This window comes from Nitrospira sp. Kam-Ns4a (genome assembly GCF_965152595.1).
The window spans coordinates 3,064,861-3,087,500 of the sequence record NZ_OZ224218.1; the positions used below are offsets into that span (position 1 = coordinate 3,064,861).

The following is a 22,640-nucleotide window of genomic DNA, read 5'->3' on the forward strand; positions in this document are numbered from 1 at the left end:
GGGGCGTCGGCATCCGTGCGTCAGAAGAGATACTCCCCAATCTTATCAGGCAGGTGACAGGTCTCGCACTTGCGGCTCAGCACCCTCCCTTCGTAGGTGGTTTTGCCGTCGTGGCAGCGGAAGCAGTCGGCCAGCGCCGCCGCGTGGAGCCGGGTGCCCTCGGGATGGTCGGGTTCATAGCGTTGGCTGTCCTCCTGCACATGCCCGCGCGGGATGACGATCGGGTAGCCCTTGATCGGCTTCTCGTGGACGACCCGGCTGTGGCAGGTCGTGCAGCCTTCGCCCTTCCCCCGCTTTGCAAAGGCTTCCATGTGCTTCCGGTGGCTCATGATCAAGCCGACCTTCTTCACCGGCTCGGGCAGGTCCCGCTCGGCGATCTCATTGACGCGGAGAATGGCCTGGTGGCAAGCGATGCAGACCTCGCTGGGGACCGTCGCTTGCAGGTTGTGCGCATCGCTCGGCGTGCCGAACAGCGTGATCGCCACGTCCTTCAAGCCGGCCCGCACCTTGTCGTGGAGGAACCCCTCCAGGCCGGGCCGGACGTGACAGGCCACGCAGGTCACTTCCTTGTGGGTCGAGACGACCCAGGAGTCGTAGGAAGGCTTGATGTTGTGACACGTGGCGCAGAACTTGGGATGGTTCGTGAGCGGGACGGCAGCGCCGGCGAGGGCCACGCCGCCGGCCAGGATCGCCACGATGACGATGCCCTTCCGGCTCATGCCTCTCGGCGCTTCGGAAACTGGCGCATGATGAGGTCGCGCAGCCCCTGGATGTCGTTCCGATCAAAGCACGGGACCGGCACGGGGCAGTCAAGGGGCGCCCCCGAGACGACCGCGAGCAGCCCTTCCGGCGAGACCGGCACCTCCCCGTACCGGTCGCCCACGACGACGATCTTGGGGAAGGCGTCGCTCTTCCAGCCCTCGGCCAGGACCAGGTCAATCTCCGCGTCAATGAACCGGTCGCGGACCTCCTCCACCTTGATCTGCTCCGGCACGTCGGCGAACATCGCGAGGCTCCTGCGCGCCAGCACAATGACGGAGCTCGCACCGGCTCGCTTGTGCCGCCAACTATCCTTCCCTTCCGTGTCCAGGTCGAAGCCATGCCCCGCGTGCTTGATCGTGGCGATCCGGTAGCCCGCCTTGACCAGCTCGGGGATCAGGCGCTCCACCAGCGTGGTCTTCCCGCTGTTCGAACGCCCCACGATGCAGAGGATCGGCGGAGCCATTGCGTCACCGCACCCAGCACTGCGGGTTGAGGACCTGCACGTTCACGAGGTCGCCCGGATTCAGCCGCTCGGTCTCCACCGGCACGTCAATCAGGCAGTTGGCCTTCACCATCGAGGTGAGGATCCCGGAGCCCTGGTCCCCGGTCGTCCGGACCTTCAGCACGCCCTCCTCGCGGGTGAGGATGCCCCGCAGGAAATGCCGGCGGTCCGGCCGCTTGGAGAACTTCTCCTGGAACACCGCTTGGACGACGGGGCGCCCGTAGCTGCGGTGCCCCATCATCTTGAGCAGGGCCGGCCGCACGAGCTGCTCGAAGGTCACCATCGAGGACACCGGATTGCCAGGCAGCCCGAAGGCCAGCGTCTCCTTGATCCGCCCGAACGCGAGCGGCTGGCCGGGCCGGATGGCGAGTTTCCAGAAGTTCATCTCGGCGCCGAGCTCGCGGAAGACCTCCTTGGTGAAGTCGTAATCGCCCATCGAGACCCCGCCGGAAAGCACGAGCACGTCGGCCGTGAGGCCGTGCGCGATCTTCTCCTTAAGCGCAGCCGGCTGGTCCTTGGCGATGCCAAGCAGCACGGGGACCCCGCCCGCCTCCTGGACCGCGGCGGCGATGCCGTAGCTGTTGGAGTTGATGATCTTGTCCTCGTCGAACCGCTCGTCCAGGTCCGCCAGCTCGTCTCCCGTCGAGAGGATCGCCACCCGCGGCCGCTGGTACACGAGCACGAACGACTTGGCCAGGATCGCCAGCATGCCGGCCTCCGCCGGCCGGATCGGAGTGCCCTTGGCGATGATTCGCTCGCCCTTCTTGACGTCCTCGCCCTGCGGCCGGATGTTGGCGCCGCGCTCGACTGGCTTGAAGATCCGCACCCGGTCCTTGGTCGATTCAGTGTCCTCGACCTTGATGACCGTGTCGGCCCCCTTGGGGATCGGCGCACCCGTCATGATCCGGATCGCCTGGCCGGGCCCGACGGTCTTGGTCGCCACCCGGCCGGCCGGCACCTCCTCGATGACCTCCAGCTCGACGGGCCTCGCGATCGCGTGCTCATGTCGGATGTCCTCCCAACGCACCGCGAACCCGTCCATGGCCGAGTTGTCCCACGGCGGGTTGTCACGCGCCGCCAGGATGTCTTCGCCCAGCACCCGGCCGAAGGCTTCCAGCAGGCTGACCTTCTCCAGCCCGAGCGGCTGCGCCGCGTCGAGGACGATCCGTTGCGCGACCTCCAGCCTGGTCAATCCCTCCATGACCGACCCCGTCTCCGGCTCAGGGCTTCTTCAGCGGGGACACCTTGAGCAGCGACCCGCTGCGCTTGCAGAACGCCTCCACCTTGTTGGCGATCTCGTGGTACGCCTCCGCCGTTGGCGTGTCCGAATAGAACATGGCGAAGGGCTCGCCCGCGTCGCATTGGGTGACGACCTCGGGATCCAGCGGGATGCGCCCGAGGAACGGCACGCCCATGTCCGCGGCAGACGCCTCCCCGCCCCCTTTCCGAAACACTTCGATATGCTTGCCGCAGTGCGGGCAGTCGAGCCCGCTCATGTTCTCGACGATGCCGATGATCGGGATATCGCTGTCCTTGGCGAACGTGACCGACTTGCGCGAGTCCAGCAGCGCGACCTCCTGGGGCGTGGTGACGATCACGCAGCCGCTGACCTGGCCGATCAGGTCCACGGTCGTGACCGACTCGTTGCCGGTCCCCGGCGGCAGGTCCACGAGCAGGAAGTCCAGGTCCTGCCACTCCACCCCACCGAGCAACTGATTGATGAACTCGTACTTGTACGCGTCCCGCCAGATGATAGGATCATCCGGGTTCTGCAGCAGGAACGACATGGAGGCGATCTTGAGGTTATAGGCCTGGAACGGAATGATCCCCCCCGACGTGCTGATCTTGAGCTTCTGCCCCTCTCCGCCCACCATCTTCGGGATGTTGGGCCCGTGGATGTCCATGTCGCAGATGCCCACTTCGTAGCCCTTGAGCGCCAGGCTGACGGCGAGGTTGGTCGTGACCGTGCTCTTACCGACCCCGCCCTTGTTGCTCATGACCAGCACCTTGTACTGGATCCGCTCCATCCGCTTGGCGACGAGCCAGCGGCTATGCCCCTCCTTGTCCTTCTGGCAGGTCTCGGTCTCGTCGCAGATGGCGCAGGCCCACAGGTAGGTGCAGGCGTCGCCGTTGCCGGATCCGGGCGATTGGATAATGTTCAACTCTCTCGGCATGTCAACTCCCGGTGATCGGTGATGCGTGCTCGGTGATCAGTGATGAATGAAGCAGGGACCTTGCTGCTCGGTTGGGACGCCCACCACTCATCACTCCTCACCCTTCACTGTCCTTGCGATTTTTTCCACCGTATGGTCGAGGATGGGCGCCACGACGGCCAGGTTCTCCTTCGCCCCCTTGGGACTGCCCGGGAGATTCACGATCAGCGTCCCGCCGCGCACGCCCGCCGTGGCGCGCGAGAGCATGGCGGTCCGCACCTTCTTGAGGCTTTCCTGCCGCATGGCCTCCCCGATGCCGGGGATCTCCTTCTCGATGACGTCCCGCGTGGCCTCCGGCGTCCAGTCCGTGGGCCGAACGCCCGTGCCGCCCATCGTCAGGAGCACGTCCGGGGCAGCCTCGTCGCAGAGCCGGATCAAGCAGTCCCGGATGGCCTTGCGGTCGTCCGGCACCACCTCGTAGGCCACGACCATGCCCGGTAGGTCGGCCACCATCTTCGTGATCGCCTCCCGTCCTCGATCGGGCTCCCGGCCCGAGGCGATCCGGCTGCTCACCACCACCAGGGCGACGCGCATCTCCGACGCCCCTTACCGCCGGCGGCCCGACTCCGGCACACCAACGTATTCCCCCTCGCCCGCCGCCGCGGGCATCACGGGCTTGGGCACGAGCGCGGGCCGGGCCGCTGCAGGGCTCGTCGCCGTCGCGGCGTCCGACGCTGGCGCGCCCTTGGCCTTCTTCGAGAAGAACCCCGCGCTCACGATCCCGACCTCGTAGAACACGTACATAGGCAGGGCCATCAGGCACTGGTTGAACGGATCGGGCGTCGGCGTCAGGATAGCCGCCACCACGAACGCCCCCAGGAAGGCCCACTTCCGGTACCGCTTCAAGAACGGCGCGTCCACCCAGCCCAGCTTCGCCATCAGCGTGAGCGCAAGCGGCACCTCGAAGATCAGCCCGAAGATCAGCAGGAACCACAGGGCGAACCCCACGTACTGCGCGATCGAGATCTGCGGGATGAAGCCGGCGTTGACCCCGTACGAGATCAGGAAGTTCAACGCGAAGGGCAGCACGAAGAAGAAGGAGAACGTCAGCCCGGTGTAGAAGGCGACCGTGCTGATGAGCACGAAGGGTCCGACGAACCGCCGCTCCTGCACGTGCAGGCCGGGCACGACGAACTGCCAGATCTCCCACAGGGCATAGGGCATGGCCAGGACGAGCGCGAACAGCCCGGCCACCTTCACGTTCTGCCACAGCGCCTCGGCGGGGGACAGGAAGACGAAGGGGATCAGCGGCAGGTCGGTCGGCACCCACTGCAGCTTGCCGGGCACGAACATGTTCTGCAGCGGGACCCGGAGCCAGGTGACCAGCGTGTCGGCGTAGAAAAACGTCCCCACGAAGACGAGCCCGACCACGACAACCGCGCGGGTGAGCCGGGCCTGGAGCTCCACCAGGTGCTCCATGACCGGCATCTTCTTGTCCTCGAGCGGCTTGAAGACCGTGTCCTCAAGCCACTTCGCGAACCTGCGCATCTGGTCAGCCATCCGCCCCCCGGCTGCCGGTCCACGCGCCGGCCCCGCGCCGCTACCGCGGGTTCACCGCCACGAACAGGTTGTTGCCCTGGCGGCTCAGCAGCAGCACGACCATCTCTTCCTTCTTGATCTTGCTCGCGATCCGCTGGAAGTCCTCCAGGGACTTCACCACCTCGTGGTTGACCTCCTGGATCACGTCGCCGCGCTGCAGGCCCGCTGCTTCCGCTGGGCTGCCCGGCTCCACGTGGTTGATGACCACCCCGGTCGTCTTGCTCGGCAGGTTGAGCTGGCTCATCGTCGAGGGATCGAGCGGCTGGACCCGCAGCGCCGCGAGCACGTTGTCGGGCAGCTTGGGCGCCTCTGGGGCCGGTGCCGCCGGCTCGCGCCTGGCGAGCACCTCGTCCGGCGGCCGCTCGGCGATCTTCACCGTGAGGATCTGCTCCTTCCCCTCGCGCAAGACCTTGATCTTGGCCGTGCGCCCCACCATCGTGCGGGCGACTATGTTGCGGAGCTGGTTGACGTTCTCGATCTCCTTGTCATCGAAGGCGATGATCACGTCGCCCCGCTTGAGGCCGGCCTTGGCGGAAGGGCCGTTCTCGTTTACATCGCTGATCAAGACCCCCTTGCGCTGCTCGGGAATCTTGAACGACTTCGCGAGCGCGGGCGTGACCTCCTGGATCGCGATGCCCATCCAGCCGCGCACCACCTTGCCGGTCTTGATCAGGCTGTCCACCACGTCCAGCGCGATGCTGCTGGGAATCGCGAAGCCGATCCCCTCCGAGCCGCCGGTCCGCGAGAAGATCGCAGTGTTGATGCCGATCAATTCGCCGTTCACGTTGACGAGCGCGCCGCCTGAGTTGCCGGGATTGATGGCCGCGTCCGTCTGGATGAAGTCCTCGTAGTCGGTGATCCCCACGTTGCCCCGCCCGAGCGCGCTGATGATGCCCAGCGTCACCGTGGAGCTCAGCCCGAAGGGGCTGCCGACCGCGAGCACGAGGTCTCCGACCTGGAGCTTCTCGTACTCGGCCCACTTGAGGGCGGGCAGGTTCTCTGCCTCAATCTTGATCACCGCGAGGTCCGTCTTGGGATCGGTTCCCACGACTTTGGCGGAAAACTCGCGCTTGTCGCTCAAGGTGACGGTAATCTGCGAGGCGTTCTCGACGACATGGTTGTTCGTGACGATATAGCCTTTGGGGTCAATGATGACGCCGGAGCCGGCGCTCTGATCGGGGCGGCCGGGCGGGCCGGGGAACGGGGGCGGACCGGGCGGGAACGGCGGCTCCGCGCCGGGCGGCTCATCGCCGGGAGGGCCGAACGGCCCCGGTGGCAGCGGCCTCCGGCCGCCTCGACTCCCCTCCCCGCCCGTGACGGCGATGTTGACCACCGCTGGCGTGACTTTCTTCACGATCTCCGCAAACCCCTGGGCCATCGCCGGTGGCACGGCCGCGTCGGCAGCGGATCCCCCGCCGCCGGCCACGCCCCACGCCAGAGTCGCCGCCAGGACCCCTGCGCTCGCCAGGATTGCCCAGCCGCGCTGATTCCAGTTCAATCTGCTCCGCTCTCCCATCCTATGCATGATTATTCCCTCAATGCTCTCCGGGGCCGTCCCCCGGGCCTCCCCTGCCTTCCCTTTCCTTTGTCTCCCCGGCTCGGCAATCGTCCCCGTCGCGAGACAGGCGCAATCGCGCGCAAAGACAAAGACTTATCAGACGGTTCGCCCATTCTACACCAACCCGCGATCCGCCTTCAAAGGCAAAAAACTCGCGGCCGGCACACCGAGCGCACGCGTGACGGGTGGGCTCCGTCGAAGCAGACCGAGAGTGTCATGGCGTAAGGTGTGAGGCGCGACGATCAATCGGCTGGCTTGGCCAGTGCCAGTCGGCGCTGCTCGATCCAAGCATCCTGGAAATTCGGGACAAGGCGCTTGGCGGCTTCCTGCATCGCGATCACCCGCAGCGTGTTCGGGGCGCCTTCGTAGCTCGGCGGCCACCAGCGCCAGTTGGGCTCCTGGGGCCGCTTCCAGATGACCGGATACCATTGGTTGATGCCCGGCGCCGCCGGCCGATCCAGCGTGGCCCAACCCCGTCCCTCCGCTGCCAGCAGGGTGCGGCCGCGCGGCACGTCCACGACTGCCGCCTCCAGGAGCGACCAGTTATCGCGCCGCCAGCCAGGCTGGCTATGCGTGACCCAGCCCAGGAAGACGGTGATCGGATACTCCTGCTCCGTCGCGGAGGCGACGACGACGACCAGGAAGTCGTAGCCGTGCCGCTTCCCCAGCTCGACGAACTGGCCAGTGTCTCCGCCCGGGCGAATCCCGTCGGCCGGGAGGACGGCCTCGATACTGAGCGGCAGGTACCGGGTGAGCTGCTCTTTCAACGACTGGGCAAGCTGGTTCAGGGCTTCGTCAGGCAGGGCGGGAGCCGCCTCCGGGGCCGTCGTGTCGGCGACGACGACGAGCGCGGCCCGGACCCTCGCGACGCTAGGCAACGTCCCGGCGCCGCCGGGATGCACTGGCCCCACGTACTGCTCGAGCCGGTTCGGCGGCACCGCGGAGGCGCAGCTCGCAACTGACAGGAGCACCAGCACGAGCCTGAGCATTCGCGTGCAAGCCGCCATTCCGTGCATCGAAGCCTCCAACTCTATACGTTGGCGCCCGGAGCGTCGCGATGTCAAGCCCCCAAGCTGGCCACAGACGCTGCGGCCAGGACCGGGCGGACGCCCCGGCGCCCAACCGACCGCGGGGCGGCCAGGCGGCCGAAAAACCTGTTGACTCCCTACACACACACACTTATGCTAGCGCCACCCTTTCGGAGGGACGCCATGGCTGGTTGCCTGCGGGTCCCGCTTCCGGCTCTTCGGCTGCCTGCCCTCGGCCTGGCGGCTGTCCTCGCTCTGGCACTGCCGGCCTTCCCTGCCGGCGTCATCTATCGGTACACGGACGAGCACGGCGCGATGGCCTACACGGACGCCTGGGAGCGTATCCCGGAGGCGGCCAGAAGCGGGGCACAGGCCCTCGACGGGGACACATTGGAGCCGGTCCGGCCGGGACCGGATCCAGCCCCGGCAAGGTCCGCCCCGCTACCCGGAGCCGGCGCCCCGGCCGACGGCCAAGCCGATCCAGCCGCTCCCTCGGTGTTTTCCGTCTGGCTGAGCCGCTTCGCCGAGCTGAAGATCCCCCTGCCCTCCGACTACCAGCTCGGCGTCGGGCTGACCTCGCTGATCCTGGTCATCTGGGGTGTCGTGATCCTGCGGATGAGCGCCAACCCGCTGGTCAAACTCTTCGTGAAGATCGGCCTCTTCCTCCTCGCAGGCGGCGCAGCCTACGCCATGTTATTCTCAGGGCTGAACGAGCGGATCACCCAGGCGACCGGCAAACCGGCCCACCCGACCGTGACCGGGAAGGAGCTGATCCAGGGCGTTGAGTCGGCCGGCGGGCAGGCCACCGACAGGCTCAAGCACGTCACCGTGGACCGCCTCAAGGACGTCGTCGAGAAAGCCAAGGATGCCACGCTCGGGGAAGCCACGAGAACCGTGGAGCAGGCGAACGAATCGAACCAGCGCCTGGACGAACAGCTCCGGAACCTTGATCCGCTTCAGCCGGGCGGCGCGGCCGGCTCGCCGTGACCGTGCGCCTGCCGGGCGTCGAATCGGCAGGCCTCCCTCCCCACCCGGGAATCCGGTCACGGCCTCCCGACGAGACCGGCCGGCGACGCAAGCCGACGGCATGGTCAGGAAGATCGTTTCGGGCGGCCAGACCGGGGTAGACCGGGCCGCCCTCGACGCGGCGCTGGAGCTAGGGCTGCCCTGTGGCGGCTGGTGCCCGAAGGGCCGGCGGGCGGAGGACGGCCCTATCCCACTCCACTATCCGTTGACCGAGACGCCCTCTGACGACTACGCCCAGCGGACCGAGTGGAACGTCCGGGACTCGGACGGGACGCTGGTTTTGACGAGAGGCGCGCCCACCGAGGGGACCGCGTACACGATCCAGGTCGCGGCGCGGCTGAAGAAGCCCTGCCTCGTCGTGGATCTGGACGGAGAGCCGCCAGAGGCGGCCGTCCGGACCTGGCTCAAGGCCCACCGCCTGGAAACCCTCAACGTGGCGGGTCCGCGCGAGAGCAAGGCGCCGGGCATCTACGCCGAGGCCGCCCGGTTCCTGCGCGCGCTCCTCGCTCCCGTTCGTTGACCGGCCCATCCCCGCCGACTACAATGGGCGCGTCGCCGGTCCCCCGACCGTCGTCGTCACGGAGCACCGCCCATGCCCCCTCCCTCGCGCATCCACCGCATCCTCGAACGGGAGCGCACGCTGATCTTTCCCGGCGTCTATGACGCGCTGGGCGCCAAGCTCGTCGAGCAGGCCGGCTTCCCGCTCACCTTCATCTCCGGCTACAGCGTCGCAGCGACGCAGCTCGGACTGCCCGACTTCGGCTATTTCACCCAGACAGAGATGGTCGCGGTCGCCAAGCGAGTCTGCGGCGCGGTGCGGATCCCAGTCATCATTGACGCCGACACCGGCTACGGCAACGCACTGAACGTCATCCGGACGGTGAACGAGCTGATTGACGCGGGCGCGGCCGGCCTGTTCCTGGAGGATCAGGTCTGGCCGAAGCGCTGCGGGCACATGAAGGGCAAGCGGGTGATCCCCGTCGAGGAGCAAGTGCAGAAGATTCGGGCAGCCGTGGACGCGCGGCGGGACCGCGACTTCTTCCTGGTCGCCCGGACCGATGCGCGGCAAGTGAACGGGCTGGAGGACGCCATCGCCCGCTGCCGGCGCTACAAGGACGCCGGTGCCGACGCGCTGTTCGTGGAGGCGCCGCGGAGCGCCGACGAATTGGCGGCCGTTGCCAAGGCGTTGCCGCCCCCGCTGGTCGCCAACATGTTAGAAGGCGGCGTCACGCCGCTGCTCACGAAGGAGGAGCTGGCGGCGCTCGGCTTTCAGCTCATCGTCTGTCCGCTGACGGCGCTCTACGCCTCCGCCAAGGCGATGCGGGACCTGTTCGCGCTCATCAAGACCGCCGGCACGACGCGCGAGGCCCTCGACCGCCTGCTCCCCTTCCAGCAGTTCCACAGAATCATTGACCTCGACGCCCATTACGCGCTCGACGAGCGCTACCGGGCACCGGAAGAGGGCTGACAGCTAGGCGCAATCCTCAGGCTCGATCCGGCCGAACCAACGATAGCGGTAGCGGGCGATGAGGCGATACAGGAGGTAGGCCAGCGGTCGGAACCCCGGCAGGCGCAACAGGGCCTGGAGGGCTCGCCCGCCGCGGAGCCCGGCGAGCAGCGGGAGGAAGGCGTCGAGGCCGCGGCTGATCCGGCCGTCCGCCTCGACCAGGAAGGCGACGTCTGGGCGGCCAGGCCTGTACTCCGGGCCAAGGCGCCGCGCGGCCTCCTCGCTCTGATAGGGCACGAACCGGACGTCGCGGTCCCCGCCGAGCCGCTCGAGGCCCTGTTTCGCCGTCAGGCAGAAGCGGCATTCCCCGTCATAGATGAGCAGCCGCTCACACCGAGGCGCCTGGGACGCCGGCTCGGGATGCGGCCTCTCGTCTCGTTTCCGTTCCGGCACGGCGTCGCCTCCGCCTGTGGGTTCCGTCACCCTCCGGTATGGTCGCGGGCCAGGACGGCGTCGGTGCCAGGCTCCTGGCGGTCCTGCTCGTCACGATCCGCCCGGCCGACGCGCCTCCAGCAACCCACCCTCCCAATCCCCGCCCCATTCCTCAGCCTGAGCCGCCGGGCTCGTCGAAACCCTGCCTGCCGGAGCCACGCCAGCGTCTCCTCGGCGCCGTAAGTGTTCCCGGTCTCGGTGAACAGGAGCATCGTCACCGCAAAGAGATTCGCCTCAGCGGGGCGGAGCCCATGGCGGTCCAGCGTGAACGCATCCTGGATCAGCAGCCGCCCGCCCGGGACCAGCGCCCGAAGGATCTTACGGAAGAGCCGGCGGTTCTCCGCCGGTGAATAGATATGAACGACGTTCGAGAGCCAGACCACGTCGTAGTGGCCGGGAATCGGCCGCGTCATGAAGTCCAGCGGAAGATAGGCGAGCCGGCGGCCGTACGTGACCGCGGCGGCCAGCTCCCGGGCCACCTCGAGCGCCGGCGGGCGGTCGCAGACCGTCGCCTGGAGCTGCGGATGGCGCGCCAGGAAGGCCAGCGCGTAGGTGCCGGGCCCGCCGCCCAGATCCAGGAGGGTCCGCGCGTCCTTCAGATCCAACGCCGCCGCCACCCGAGGGGCGACATGGAGCGAGCGCTGGTGCATCGCCCAACTGAACCGGCGGCGGTATTCGGGCTCGTCGGGGTCCTCGCGCTCGACCGGTTGGCCCTTGCGGACGCAGTCGGTGAGCTGCGACCAGTCGTCCCATTGGGTCCGGATGAGGTCCAGGTAAGCGCTCCGGAAGGCGGGGCTCTTCGCATTCAGCTCGCGCCGGGCGAACGAGCTTGCGCGGTAACGGTCTCCGCGCTTCTGCAACAGGCCAGCGGTCGCGAGGTTGCGGCAGAGGATCCCGAGCCCGCGCGGGTCCGCACGCACCCGTCGGGCCAGCGCCGGGATGGGCCATTCACGCCCGCCCAGGGCGGTAAAGAGATCCAGCTCGAGCGCGGTGAGGATGATGCGGGACAGCCGGAACTGGAAGACCGCGTCCCTGAACTCGTCGAAGGTGCGGATGCCGGCGCCCCCCATCAGGCAAACTGTCGTTGGCACCAGCGGATGGTTCGCTCGACCTCATCGAGGTCCCGGAAGTCCACGGCGCGGTGGAAGCCGATCGCCACGTACACGTCGGTCATCTCCGTGCGCTCTTCGAACCCGGCCCTGAGAAAGGCTCCGCGGACCTTGGACGCGGCTGGCTGGAGATAGTACTTGGCCTGCTTCGCCAACTCGTCGCTGTTGAGGTCCTCCGCGGTCCCCTCCGAGAGCAGGCGCTTGATGTCATCCATGACCATACCGGTCTGGCAAATGAGCCGGCCGTCCGGCGTGATCTCCAGGATCCATTCCTCCGAGGGCAGCTCCAAGGCCAGCGGCCCGCCCGACTCGAGCTCGTAGAGCATCGGCTCCCGCTCCACCAACCCGAGGCGGACTTCCTCCCAGGAAGGCACTCCGGCAGGCGACTCGCTCACGGGCGGATCTCCTCCCGACCCGACCGGCACGCCGGTGCCCCGCCGTTGTCCCCGGCGAGCCGCCCGCGCAGGTCTTTCAGGCGCTTCGTGTTCTCCTCCAGCTTGGGCAACCGGTACTTGCGGTCCACAAGCACGACCCGTTCCAGCAGCTCCGCCGCTTCGCGCAGGCACCCGAGCTGCTCGTAGGCGTGCGCCATCAGATACCAGGCGCCGCCGATCCGCAGCTCATCCCGCAGGCGCTCGGCGATGGCCAGGCTGGTGCGGCAACAGGCCAGCGCCTCCTCGTTCCGCCCCTGCAGGAGGTAGGAGCGCGCGATCATGCGCCAGCCGTCCGCGAGCCCCGCGTCGTTGCCGATCCGGCGCATGAGAGTCAGGGACCGCTCGTAGCAGCGCATCGCCTCGTCGTATTCGCCGGTCTCGCGGGCAACCAGCCCGAGATCCGAGTAGAGCACCGCCAGTCCGGCGTCGTCGCCCGACCGTTCCATGATGTCCAGGGCCTCCAGGTAGTAGGCCCGCGCGCGTTCCCACTCGCCCGCGTCAGCCCGGAGGTTGCCGAGGTTGGCCAGCGTCGTGCCGATGCCCCGTTCGTCGCCCAGCACCTTCTGCAGCTCGAGCACTTCCTGGTAATAGGCCTGGGCCTGCTCACGCCGGCCGCTGACCGCGCAGATGTTCCCGAGATTCCCGAGCGTCGCCGCCATCGCACGTTGGTCCCCGCTCAGCCGGTCGCATTCCAGCGCCTGGATGTAGCAGATGTACGCTTCGGTGTAGAACCCGCGCGAGAAGTGCTCGTTTCCCTGGCGGTTCAGCAGCTCGGATTGGTTGTGCAGCATGGGAGCAGCTCAGACGCTCAGGAACCGCTCGACGGCCTGCCTGGCGCCAGTCAGGAGCGAGGTCCCGTCCCCGACCAGCAGGGTGTCGAAGCTGTAGTTGAGCAGCCGACGCAGGCCTTCCCGGGCCTTCGCGGCGTCCGCGTACTTGTCGGCGGGCAGCATGGCAAGCGAGCCGGGCGGCTTCCCGATCAGGGCGTCCCCGACGATCATCGTGCCGCCGCCCTGCTGGAGGTACAGCGCGCATTCGCCCGGCGACTTCTGGTCCTTCAGATGCACGGCCCAGATACCGCCGGGCAGCAGCTCGCCGTCCTTGTAGGTCTTGTCGGCCCGGATCGTCATCTGGGGCGCATCGGCCTCGGGGACGAAGACTCGGCACCGGAACTCCGCCCGGCAGGCTTCCGCCTCCCGTTCATGGTCGCGGTTGGTGATGACCAGGTAGTCCACCGGGCCGGCGCGCCGGATCTGGTCCGTCGCGGCCACGGTCAACAGCGGCGGATCCACCAACACGCGGTGCTCGCCGACCTGCAGGAACAATCCGTTAAAGTCGAGCTGCTTCTCGTCCGAGAACCAGGACCACTGCCAGATGCCCGGCTTGATCTGCTTCATCTCCCCTAGCCCCGCGCCCCTCGTCCCCCGTTGTGCGTCCCCCGTCACGCGCTTTACAGCGCCGCCACCGCGTCCTTGACCACCTTGGTGACTTTGGCCAGGATGTCGGCTTCGTTCGGGAGGTCGATCATGTCGTCCTCGGAGACCGTGATGAACTTGCGGTTCGGCCCCTTGGTCAGCGAGATCAGAAACATCCCGTTGGAGGGCGCGACCGGGATCACGACCTGGACGGCTGCGTCGGCGCCACGGACCAGCTCCAGGAACCTCGCCTTGCCTGCCTCGATCTCGGTCATCCGTCGCCGTCCTTTCCCCGGCCTACACTCCACCGGGACCCTTGCCGCCGGCCAGGAGCTTCTCGATCTCTGCGAGGATCACCTCCGGCCCGGCGAGCTCCATGTTGCCGACCCGTTGCCAGCGGATGATGCCCTCCTGGTCAATGACGTACACGTTGGGGATGAACCGCCCGCCGCCGTACAGCTTGTCGGTGACCTTCTGGGGGTCAATCAGGTAGGGATAGGTGACCTTCACCGGAAAGGCCGCGAGAAACTCCGCAACGTCTTCCTTCGAGTCGCCCGAGGAGTTCACGCCCACCACCGCGACGTTCTTGCCCCGCGTCGCCTCGTACACCTTCTGCAGGTTCGTTCCCTGCTTCAGGCAGGGCTCGCAGATATGAAACAATCCCAGGACGACGACCTTGCCGCGCAGGCTCTCCAAGGACACCGTTTCTCCGGTGATCGCAGTCAAGGTGAAGGTCGGAGCCTTCTCGCCGATCTTAAAGAAGCCCTTAGCCGACGCCGAGGCGACAAGCGCGACGATGCCCCCCAGGATCAAGACCGTCACGATCGTTCGCTTCATGGCGACCTCCATCAAGCTGGAAAAAGGATCACGTTCGTACCGACCGTTTGCTCATCGCCGGACGGCCAGCGACCGAGCTATGGTAGCACGGTGAAAAATTCACCGGCAATGGGGTCCGCGGGGAGGTCAGGTGGAGGGATCGAACAGGCCGAGCTGTAACTCCTCGGCCTTGGTGAAGGGGATGGGGTACCGCTCGGTGAAGCAGGCGTTGCAGTACTGCCCGGGGTGGCCGGGGGCGGCCTTGAGCATGCCCTCCAGGCTGAGGTAGGCGAGGCTGTCGGCCGTGATGTACTTGCGGATCTCCTGGATAGTGTGGCTGGACCCGATCAGCTCGCGCCGCGTTGGCGTGTCAATCCCGTAGAAGCAGGGCGAGATGATCGGCGGGGAGCTGATCCGCATGTGAACTTCCCTGGCCCCGGCGTGGCGGAGCATCTTGACGATCTTGCGGCTAGTCGTCCCCCGGACGATCGAGTCGTCCACGACGACCACCCGCTTGCCGGCCAGCACCTCCGGCACAGCGTTCAACTTGATCTTCACCCCAAAGTGGCGGATGGACTGCTGCGGCTCGATGAAGGTCCGGCCGACATAATGGTTGCGGATCAGGCCGTTCTCGAACGGGATCCCCGCCCCTTCCGCATAGCCGAGCGCGGCGGGCACGCCGGAGTCCGGCACCGGGATCACGATGTCCGCATCCACCCAGGCTTCTTTCGCGAGTTGCCGGCCGAACGCCTTCCGCGTGAGGTAGACGGCGTGCTCGCCGAAGATCCGGCTGTCCGGCCTGGCAAAATACACGTACTCGAAGACGCACATGGCTGGCGGCGTCCTGGGAAACGGCCGGTAGCTGTGCACGCCCTGCTCGTCCAGCTCCACCAGCTCGCCCGGCTCGATCTCCCGGACGTAGTCCGCGCCGATCAGATCGAAGGCGCAGCTTTCGGAGGCCACGAGCCAACTGTCCTTGAGCCGGCCCAGGCAGAGCGGCCGGAACCCGTAGGGGTCCCGCGCGGCGATGACGCCCCGGTCGGTCAACAGCACGACCGAGAAGGCGCCCCGGATCTGATTCAGCGCATCCACGACGCGCGCGAGCATCGTGTCACCGCGCGAGTGCGCGATCAGGTGGATGATCACCTCGCTGTCGGTCGTGGACTGGAAGATGGCCCCGTAGGCCTCCAGCTCGTTCCGCAGCATGGCCGCGTTGATGAGGTTGCCGTTGTGCGCGAGCGCGAGGTTCCCCAGCGCGAAGTTCACGGTCAGGGGTTGGACGTTCTTGAGGTTGCTGTCGCCCGCCGTCGAGTAGCGGTTGTGCCCGATCGCCATGTGGCCGGGCAGCCGGCGGAGCACCGACTTGGTGTAGATGTCGGCGACGAGCCCCATCGCCTTTTCGAGGTAGAAGTGCTCGCCGTCGGAGGAGACGATCCCGGAGCCTTCCTGTCCGCGATGCTGCAGGGCGTAGAGGCCGAGGTAGGTCAGGTTAGCAGCTTCCCGGTGGCCGTAGATGCCGAAGACCGCGCATTCCTCGCGGAGCTTGTCTGGCATGATCAGGCGCGGGGCGTCGGCCGCCGAGCGCGGGGCGAGTGGCTCCGACCGTTGGACCGCAGGCTCGTCTTTCATACCCCTAGCCCCTCGCCCTGTGCCCCTTGCCCCTCATTCCACATTTAGCGCCCGCTCCAGGCCGCGGCCCCACCGGTCCGCGAGCTGGGGCAGCGGCGCCTCGATCCGGCAGGCGGGCCCCCAGCGATCCGCCGCCACCTCGATGACGAGCCGGTCGCCGCCGACCTCCCCGATGGCTTCGGCCGGAACGCCGGCGTCACGCGCCGCCTGCAGGACCGCCCCGGCCTCGCCGGCGCGGCAGGACAGCACGACCCGCGACTGACTCTCGCCGAACAGCAACGCGTCACGCCGCAACCCGTTCGCCGCCAATCTTACCACAGCCCCGAGGGGCTCCGCCGGTCCGGACAGGCACGCCTCCGCCAGCGCCACCGCCAGCCCGCCATCCGAGCAGTCATGCGCCGACTGGACCATTCCGTCGCGGATCAACCGGCGCACGCAGGCCTGGACCGCCTTCTCCCGCTCCAGGTCGAGCTGCGGCGGGGAGCCCTGCTCCTTGTGGTGCGCGACGCGCAGATATTCCGTGCCCCCCAGGTCCTCCTTCGTGTCGCCCAGGAGGAGGATGACGTCCCCGGCCCGTTTAAACCATTGGGTCATCACCCGGTCGGCCGGCTCGATCACGCCGACCATGCCGAGGATCGGCGTTGGGTAGATCGAGAGCCCGTTGGTCTCGTTGTAGAAGCTCACGTTGCCGCTCACGACCGGGACGCCGAAGGCCTCGCAGGCGTCCTTGAGGCCCTCGATGCAGAGGATGAACTGCCACATGATGTCCGGTCGCTCGGGGTTGCCGAAGTTCAGGCAGTCGGTCAGCCCGATCGGCTCAGCGCCCGCGCAAGCCAGGTTGCGCGCCGCCTCGGCGACTGCGAGCATCGCGCCCAGGTAGGGATGCAGCACGCAGTAGCGGCCGTTCCCGTCCGTCGTCATCGCGAGCGCCTTATCCGTCCCCTTGACGCGGATCACCGCGGCGTCCGAACCTGGCCGCACCAGCGTGTTCGTCCGGACCATGTGATCGTATTGCCGATAGACCCAGGCCTTGCTCGCGATCGTGGGCGACTCGAGGAGGGTCAGCAAGAGGGCGGTCGGATCCTGCTTGAGCGGCAGGTCGGGCAGCGCGTCCAAGTTGAGCGAGTGGAGGATGTCCTGGTAGGCCGGCGGGGCGTTGGGCCGCTCGTACCGCGGACCGTCCTCGGCGAGCGCCCGGGCCGGAATCTCGGCGACGACGACCGTTGCGCCCGCCGGGCCAGCGTCCCGCACGCGGAGCATCCCGTCCGCCGTCACGCGCCCGACGACCGCCGCATCCAGGTCCCACTTCCGGCAGATCGCCAGGACCTCGTCCGCGCGCCCCTCCTTGGCGATCAGCAGCATCCGCTCCTGCGACTCGGAGAGCATGATCTCGTAGGGGGTCATGCCCGGTTCCCGGCGCGGCACCTGGGTCAGATCCAGCTCGATCCCCGTCCCAGCGCGCGAGGCCATCTCGCAGGAGGAGCTGGTCAGCCCCGCCGCGCCCATGTCCTGGATGCCGACGAGCAGGTCCCGGTCCATCAGCTCCAGGCAGGCTTCCAGGAGCAACTTCTCCGTGAAGGGGTCTCCTACCTGAACGGTCGGCCGCTTGGCCTCCGCCTGCTCGTCGAAGACGTCCGAGGCCATCGTCGCCCCGTGGATCCCATCGCGGCCGGTCTTGGACCCGACGTAGATCACCGGGTTGCCCACCCCCAGCGCGGCGCCCTTGAACAGCCGGTCCTTCCTGGCGATGCCGAGACAGAAGACGTTGACCAGCGGGTTCTGGCTGTAGATCTCGTTGAAGACCGCCTCGCCACCGATGGTGGGTACCCCGACGCAGTTTCCGTACCCCGCGATCCCCGCGACCACGCCCTTGAACAGGTACCGGTTCTTGGCCTGATCCAGCGGCCCGAACCGGAGCGAGTCCAGGAGCGCCACGGGCCGCGCGCCCATCGTGAAGATGTCCCGCAGGATGCCCCCCACGCCGGTCGCCGCGCCCTGGTAAGGCTCGATGAACGAGGGGTGGTTGTGCGACTCCATCTTGAAGACTGCGCAGAGCCCGTCCCCGATGTCCACCGCCCCGGCGTTCTCGCCCGGCCCCTGCACCACGCGCGGCCCGGTCGTCGGCAGCTTCTTCAGGTGCACGCGCGAGCTTTTGTAGGAGCAGTGCTCGGACCACATCACCGAGAACATGCCCAGTTCGGTCAGGTTCGGCTCCCGCCCGAGGATCTCGACGATCCTCCGGTACTCATCCTCGGTCAGGTTATGCTGGGCGATGAGGTCTTTGGTGAGGGGCTGGTCTGGGAGTTTCATTGTAAACCGGCTTCCGTACGGCTACCTCTTCTATCCACCCGCCGGCGGCGCGGGCTCCTCCTCCCGCACCGCCACCCTGCACGTGGCCTCGCGCGTCAGCTCCACGCCCTCGCCGGCGCGCGTCAGCGTCACGAGGCCCGTGTAGGGGCCGGCGGCCAGGCCTGGGGCGTTCGCTTCTTGCCCATAAACACAAAGCGGCGCGCCCGGGTCTTCTCGATCGTCTGCTCCTCGTCCAGCACGACTTTCCCGTCCGGGGCGATGATCCGGAACCGGAGCCGGTCGCCGGCTTGGACGCAGAACAGGTCCACCCAGAGGACGAGAGCCAGCGCGGACGTTGGCAGGGCGTTGTCGGCGCGCTCGCCCTTCCGGATCGCCTCCACGTCGGGCTCGCCCGCCGCGAAGCCGTCGTTGTAGAGAGCGACGGGTTCGTAGGAGACCGGCTGAGCGGCCCGCCAGAGCGCCATGCCGGCCGGGCCCCAGCCCGCGGCCACTTAACGTCCCGTGAAGGGGTCTATGACCGCCCCTTTGTAGCGGACCGTGAGGTGCGCGTGCGGGAACTCGGTCTTCCCCGACAGACCGACCAGGCCGAGCAGCGGGCCGGTGTCCACACGGGCCCCGGCCCGGACCTTCACCGATCCCTTCCGGAGATGGCAGTATTGGGTCTGCCAGCCGCCCTGGTGATCAATGATGACCCCGTTGCGGCACTCGCGCCCCTCGACCGCCTGGCGGGATACCTCGTCCGTCACCGCCCGATCGTCCATCCCGTCACGGATGGTGCGCACGATGCCCGGCGCGACGGCCACGACCGGCCCCCTCTTGGCCATGACGGCCAGGTCCCAGACCGCGAAGTCGGTCCCGTCGTGCCCGTCGTAGGTCCGGGGCCCGCACTGACAATCGCGCGCCCTCCCGGAGCTGTCCACGTCCACGTAGTTGGCCACCCAGCAGGTCTCGCCGAGCGTGCAGGCGAGCGGGAGGGCCAGCCCGTCCTGCTCGGTCGAGCCGGCAGAGACCGCGCCGGGCGCCAGCGACAGGACGCCCAGCATCAGGGCCGCGAGGGGTCGAGCCTGCCGGCGGCTGCTGCCCGTCACGTGAGGACCGTCTTGGGCTGCCGCTTCGCCTGCTTCAGCGCGTCGAGCAGAGAGAGGAAGAGCAGCCGCCCGTCGTCGTTGCCGAGGACCGCTTCGGCGCACCGCTCCGGGTGCGGCATCATTCCGAGGACGTTGCCGCGCGCGTTGATGATCCCTGCGATAGAGTCCAGGGAGCCGTTGGGATTGGCCTCCTCCGTGATCGTCCCGTCCGGGGCACAGTAGCGGAAGACGATCTGGGCGTTGGCCTTGAGCTGCGACAGGGTCACGTCGTCCGTATAGTAGTTGCCGTCCGCGTGGGCGATGGGAATCTTCAGCACCTGCCCGGGCTCGCAGCGGTTGGTAAAGGCCGTGGCCGCGTTCTCGACCCGGACATGGACATCCTGGCAGATGAAGGAGAGGGACCGGTTGCGGAGCATGGCCCCGGGCAGGAGGCCCGCCTCCAGGAGAATCTGAAAGCCGTTGCAGATCCCGAGCACCACCCCGCCAGCGGCGGCGAACTCCCTGACTGCCCCCATCACCGGCGAGAAGCGGGCGATCGCGCCGGTCCGGAGATAGTCCCCGTAGGAGAACCCGCCTGGCAGCACCACCGCATCCAGGCCGTCCAAGGCGGTCTCCTTGTGCCACACCGGGCGGACGGTCTGGCCGAGGACGGTCTCCAGCACATGGAGGCAGTCGTGATCGCAGTTGCTTCCGGGAAAAACGACGACGCCGAAGTTCATGCCAAAGCCATCAGCACTCAGCAACCAGCGCTCAGCACAGCTCGTAGTGGTACTCCTCGATGACGGTGTTCGCCAGGAGCTTCTCGCACATGGCCTTGACCGCGGCCTCGGCCTTGTCCCGGGTCGTCTCCGTGAGGTCCAGCTCCAGATACTTCCCTACGCGGACGTTGCCCGCGTTGGTGAATCCCAGGGTCGCCAGCGCATGCTCGATCGCCCGCCCCTGCGGGTCCAAGATCCCCGGCTTCAACGTCACCCGAATCTTCGCCTTCACGTCACCCTCCAAATTGGCCCGAGGGATGCGGGAGACGAGTCGGACCCAGGCTGCGAGTCGCGAGGGCGAGGGCACCGGGACTTGTCAAAGCTGCGTCCTTGCGAAGCTGTGGACACAGCAGGTTCCGCGACCGAGCACCTGCGAAGACTAGTGCGGGCGAGCTGAGCGTCTGAGCAGCCCGGTCCAACTTGTCTCCACGCCAACGCCTCCTAGCCGCAGACTCTCCTCAGCACCTCCTGATATGCCTCCTCCACTCGCCCCAGATCCTTCCGGAACCGGTCCTTGTCCAGGGACTCCCCCGTCCGCTGATCCCAGAAGCGGCAGGTGTCCGGCGAAATCTCGTCGGCCAGCACCAGCTCCCCGTCGTGCAGGCCGAACTCCAGCTTGAAGTCCACCAGCACCAGGCCCCGCTCCCCGAAGAACGGCAGGAGCAGCGCGTTGACCCGCAACGCCCACCCGCGGATGTCGGCCACCAGGCGCGGCTCGGCGAGCTTCAGCAGTCGGATGTGGTCCTCCGTGATCAAGGGATCGCCCAGCGCATCGCTCTTGTAGTAGAACTCGACGAGGGGCGGCTCGATCGCCTCGCCTTCCGTGAGCCCCAGCCGCTTCGCCAGGCTCCCGGCCACGCGGTTCCGCACCACCACCTCGATCGGAATGATCCGGACCTTCTTGGTCAGCATCTCCCGGTCGCTGAGCCGCTCGATGAAATGGGTCGGGACGCCGTTCTCCTCCAGCAGCCGGAAGAGCCGCTCGGAGATCCGGTTGTTCACGACCCCCTTCTCGACGATCGTGCCCCGCTTCTGAGCATTGAAGGCCGTCGCGTCGTCCTTAAAGTACTGGATGACGCAATCGGGCCGGTCGGCCTCGTAGAGCCGCTTGGCCTTCCCCTCGTAGAGCAATGCGCCCTTCCCCATCGCCCCGTCTCCCTAAGCCGCTCTAACGCGGCCGGCCGAACACGCGCTGGAAAATCTTCCCCAGATGCCGCAGGTAATGCTTCGGGTCGAAGCAGGCCTTGATCTCGGCCGGGCGCAGATACTTGGTCACCAACGGGTCCTTGGCGATCAGATCCTGGAAGCCCGCGCGGCCCTGCCAAGCCTCCATGGCGTTGCGCTGCACGGCCTCGTAGGCCTCCTTGCGTTGGGCGCCGCGCTCCACCAGCGCCAGGAGCAGCCGCTGCGAATAGATCAGCCCGCCGGTCAGCTCCAGGTTGCGCCGCATGCGCTCAGGATAGACTAGGAGGGTCCGGATGATCTCGGTCAGCCGGACCAGCATGTAGTCCACGAGGATCGTGCTGTCCGGCAGGATAACCCGCTCGACCGACGAGTGGCTGATGTCCCGCTCGTGCCAGAGCGCCACGTTTTCCAGGGCAGCCAGGCTGTTGGCCCGCACGATTCGGGCGAGACCGCAGAGGTTCTCCGAGGCGATCGGGTTCCGCTTGTGCGGCATCGCGGAGGAGCCCTTCTGGCCGGCGGAAAAATACTCCTCCGCCTCCAGCACCTCCGTCCGCTGCAGGTGCCGGATCTCGGTCGCCACTTTCTCGATGCTCGCCGCCAGCAGTGCCAGCGCGGACAGATAGGCCGCGTGGCGATCCCGCTGGACCACCTGGCTGGAGATGGGATCCGGCCTCAAGCCCAGCCGCCGGCAGACGAAGGCTTCGACCTCCGGCCCCAGGTGGGCGAAGGTCCCCATGGCTCCCGACAGCTTGCCGACGGCGATCTCGTCCCGGACGGCCCGCAGCCGGGCCAGATGCCGGCGCGCCTCCTCGTACCAGATGGCGAGCTTGAACCCGAAGGACACGGGTTCCCCGTGAATCCCGTGGGAGCGTCCGACCATGATCGTGTCGCGATGCTCGAAGGCCCGCTGCTTGAGCACGGCGAGGTAGGCATCGAGGTCTCGGAGAATGAGGTCCAGCGCCTCGGTCATCTGAACCGCCAGCGCGGTGTCCACGATATCGGAGGAGGTGAGCCCCGCGTGGAGGTAGCGCGCCGCGGGCCCGACGGGCTCAGCGAGCGACTCGAGGAATGCGATGACGTCGTGCTTGACCACCTGCTCGATCGCGGCGATCCGGTCGGGGTCAATCCGGGCCCGCCGGCGGATGCGCGCCGTCACGCCCCGGGGCACTTTGCCGGCGCGCTCCAGCGCCTCGCAGGCCAGCAGCTCCACCTCGAGCCAGAGCTCGTACTTGCGGCGCAACTCCCAGACGGCCTTCATCCGGGGCAGCGTGTACCGGTCAATCATCGCCCTCTCCAGTGCGGGCGAGAGGCGAGCGGCGAGCGGCATGC

Annotated in this window: 26 protein-coding genes; 3 read left to right on the forward strand and 23 right to left on the reverse strand. The window is 67.7% G+C overall.

The genetic code is table 11. The features are described 5' to 3' along the window. Positions 1-20: 20 nt before the first annotated feature. The 8 genes from ACWHYQ_RS15235 to ACWHYQ_RS15270 form a co-directional block, all read right to left on the reverse strand. Positions 21-719 carry a cytochrome c3 family protein gene (locus ACWHYQ_RS15235; RefSeq protein WP_447972971.1) on the reverse strand — a complete coding sequence of 233 codons (699 nt, stop codon included), beginning with the start codon at positions 717-719 and terminating at the stop codon, positions 21-23. Next, positions 716-1,225, reverse strand: a complete 510-nt coding sequence (gene mobB / locus ACWHYQ_RS15240; RefSeq protein ID WP_447972972.1) for a molybdopterin-guanine dinucleotide biosynthesis protein B — start codon at positions 1,223-1,225, stop codon at positions 716-718. Before mobB ends, ACWHYQ_RS15235 begins: the two co-directional genes overlap by 4 nt. Positions 1,226-1,229: 4 nt before the next feature. Next, complete coding sequence (locus ACWHYQ_RS15245) at positions 1,230-2,465, reverse strand: molybdopterin molybdotransferase MoeA (protein ID WP_447972973.1); 1,236 nt, start codon at positions 2,463-2,465, stop codon at positions 1,230-1,232. Positions 2,466-2,484: 19 nt separating this feature from the next. Then, a complete protein-coding gene (locus tag ACWHYQ_RS15250; RefSeq protein WP_447972974.1) occupies positions 2,485-3,438 on the reverse strand; it encodes an Mrp/NBP35 family ATP-binding protein in 954 nt (317 codons plus the stop codon). Between the two features lie 90 nt (positions 3,439-3,528). Then, a complete protein-coding gene (locus tag ACWHYQ_RS15255) occupies positions 3,529-4,011 on the reverse strand; it encodes a MogA/MoaB family molybdenum cofactor biosynthesis protein (protein ID WP_447972975.1) in 483 nt (160 codons plus the stop codon). Between the two features lie 12 nt (positions 4,012-4,023). Further along, complete coding sequence (gene tatC / locus ACWHYQ_RS15260; RefSeq protein WP_447972976.1) at positions 4,024-4,965, reverse strand: twin-arginine translocase subunit TatC; 942 nt, start codon at positions 4,963-4,965, stop codon at positions 4,024-4,026. A gap of 52 nt (positions 4,966-5,017) precedes the next feature. Continuing rightward, positions 5,018-6,541, reverse strand: a complete 1,524-nt coding sequence (locus ACWHYQ_RS15265) for a DegQ family serine endoprotease (protein WP_447972977.1) — start codon at positions 6,539-6,541, stop codon at positions 5,018-5,020. A 275-nt stretch (positions 6,542-6,816) separates the two neighbouring features. Then, the gene (locus ACWHYQ_RS15270; protein ID WP_447972978.1) at positions 6,817-7,590 is read right to left on the reverse strand and encodes a hypothetical protein; all 774 of its coding nucleotides are present in this window, start codon (positions 7,588-7,590) and stop codon (positions 6,817-6,819) included. Between the two features lie 195 nt (positions 7,591-7,785). Between ACWHYQ_RS15270 and ACWHYQ_RS15275 the strand changes: the two genes are divergently transcribed. From ACWHYQ_RS15275 to ACWHYQ_RS15285, 3 genes are all read left to right on the forward strand, one after another. Next, positions 7,786-8,589 carry a hypothetical protein gene (locus ACWHYQ_RS15275; protein WP_447972979.1) on the forward strand — a complete coding sequence of 268 codons (804 nt, stop codon included), beginning with the start codon at positions 7,786-7,788 and terminating at the stop codon, positions 8,587-8,589. 100 nt (positions 8,590-8,689) lie between these two features. Next, complete coding sequence (locus ACWHYQ_RS15280; protein ID WP_447972980.1) at positions 8,690-9,148, forward strand: putative molybdenum carrier protein; 459 nt, start codon at positions 8,690-8,692, stop codon at positions 9,146-9,148. 72 nt (positions 9,149-9,220) lie between these two features. Continuing rightward, positions 9,221-10,096, forward strand: coding sequence for an isocitrate lyase/PEP mutase family protein (locus tag ACWHYQ_RS15285; protein ID WP_447972981.1), 876 nt, complete (start codon positions 9,221-9,223; stop codon positions 10,094-10,096). 3 nt (positions 10,097-10,099) lie between these two features. Here ACWHYQ_RS15285 and ACWHYQ_RS15290 read toward each other — a convergent pair whose 3' ends face one another. The 15 genes from ACWHYQ_RS15290 to purB form a co-directional block, all read right to left on the reverse strand. Beyond that, complete coding sequence (locus ACWHYQ_RS15290; RefSeq protein ID WP_447972982.1) at positions 10,100-10,528, reverse strand: thiol-disulfide oxidoreductase DCC family protein; 429 nt, start codon at positions 10,526-10,528, stop codon at positions 10,100-10,102. A gap of 26 nt (positions 10,529-10,554) precedes the next feature. Beyond that, positions 10,555-11,658, reverse strand: a complete 1,104-nt coding sequence (locus tag ACWHYQ_RS15295; protein WP_447972983.1) for a methyltransferase — start codon at positions 11,656-11,658, stop codon at positions 10,555-10,557. After that, positions 11,637-12,071 (reverse strand): hypothetical protein, encoded by a 435-nt coding sequence (locus tag ACWHYQ_RS15300; protein WP_447972984.1) that lies wholly within the window; start codon positions 12,069-12,071, stop codon positions 11,637-11,639. The genes ACWHYQ_RS15295 and ACWHYQ_RS15300 overlap by 22 nt, the downstream gene beginning before the upstream one ends. Continuing rightward, positions 12,068-12,901, reverse strand: coding sequence for a tetratricopeptide repeat protein (locus ACWHYQ_RS15305; protein ID WP_447972985.1), 834 nt, complete (start codon positions 12,899-12,901; stop codon positions 12,068-12,070). The genes ACWHYQ_RS15300 and ACWHYQ_RS15305 overlap by 4 nt, the downstream gene beginning before the upstream one ends. A gap of 9 nt (positions 12,902-12,910) precedes the next feature. Beyond that, the gene (locus ACWHYQ_RS15310; RefSeq protein ID WP_447972986.1) at positions 12,911-13,507 is read right to left on the reverse strand and encodes a hypothetical protein; all 597 of its coding nucleotides are present in this window, start codon (positions 13,505-13,507) and stop codon (positions 12,911-12,913) included. Between the two features lie 53 nt (positions 13,508-13,560). Next, a complete protein-coding gene (locus ACWHYQ_RS15315) occupies positions 13,561-13,800 on the reverse strand; it encodes a hypothetical protein (protein ID WP_447972987.1) in 240 nt (79 codons plus the stop codon). Between the two features lie 22 nt (positions 13,801-13,822). Further along, positions 13,823-14,362 carry a peroxiredoxin family protein gene (locus tag ACWHYQ_RS15320; protein ID WP_447972988.1) on the reverse strand — a complete coding sequence of 180 codons (540 nt, stop codon included), beginning with the start codon at positions 14,360-14,362 and terminating at the stop codon, positions 13,823-13,825. Positions 14,363-14,488: 126 nt separating this feature from the next. Beyond that, on the reverse strand, positions 14,489-15,895 hold the full coding sequence (gene purF / locus ACWHYQ_RS15325) for an amidophosphoribosyltransferase (protein ID WP_447975573.1): 1,407 nt from the start codon (positions 15,893-15,895) through the stop codon (positions 14,489-14,491). A 108-nt stretch (positions 15,896-16,003) separates the two neighbouring features. Next, on the reverse strand, positions 16,004-18,280 hold the full coding sequence (gene purL / locus ACWHYQ_RS15330) for a phosphoribosylformylglycinamidine synthase subunit PurL (RefSeq protein ID WP_447972989.1): 2,277 nt from the start codon (positions 18,278-18,280) through the stop codon (positions 16,004-16,006). Between the two features lie 128 nt (positions 18,281-18,408). Then, the gene (locus ACWHYQ_RS15335; protein WP_447972990.1) at positions 18,409-18,771 is read right to left on the reverse strand and encodes a hypothetical protein; all 363 of its coding nucleotides are present in this window, start codon (positions 18,769-18,771) and stop codon (positions 18,409-18,411) included. Further along, positions 18,772-19,368: a M23 family metallopeptidase gene (locus ACWHYQ_RS15340; RefSeq protein ID WP_447972991.1), complete on the reverse strand. Its 597-nt coding sequence runs from the start codon at positions 19,366-19,368 to the stop codon at positions 18,772-18,774. Continuing rightward, positions 19,365-20,087: a phosphoribosylformylglycinamidine synthase subunit PurQ gene (purQ, locus tag ACWHYQ_RS15345; protein ID WP_447972992.1), complete on the reverse strand. Its 723-nt coding sequence runs from the start codon at positions 20,085-20,087 to the stop codon at positions 19,365-19,367. Before purQ ends, ACWHYQ_RS15340 begins: the two co-directional genes overlap by 4 nt. A gap of 31 nt (positions 20,088-20,118) precedes the next feature. Further along, a complete protein-coding gene (purS, locus tag ACWHYQ_RS15350; RefSeq protein WP_447972993.1) occupies positions 20,119-20,358 on the reverse strand; it encodes a phosphoribosylformylglycinamidine synthase subunit PurS in 240 nt (79 codons plus the stop codon). A gap of 209 nt (positions 20,359-20,567) precedes the next feature. Next, a complete protein-coding gene (gene purC / locus ACWHYQ_RS15355; RefSeq protein WP_447972994.1) occupies positions 20,568-21,272 on the reverse strand; it encodes a phosphoribosylaminoimidazolesuccinocarboxamide synthase in 705 nt (234 codons plus the stop codon). Between the two features lie 22 nt (positions 21,273-21,294). Next, entirely contained in the window at positions 21,295-22,596 is a 1,302-nt protein-coding gene (gene purB / locus ACWHYQ_RS15360; RefSeq protein ID WP_447972995.1) for an adenylosuccinate lyase, read from the reverse strand. Positions 22,597-22,640: the final 44 nt, after the last annotated feature.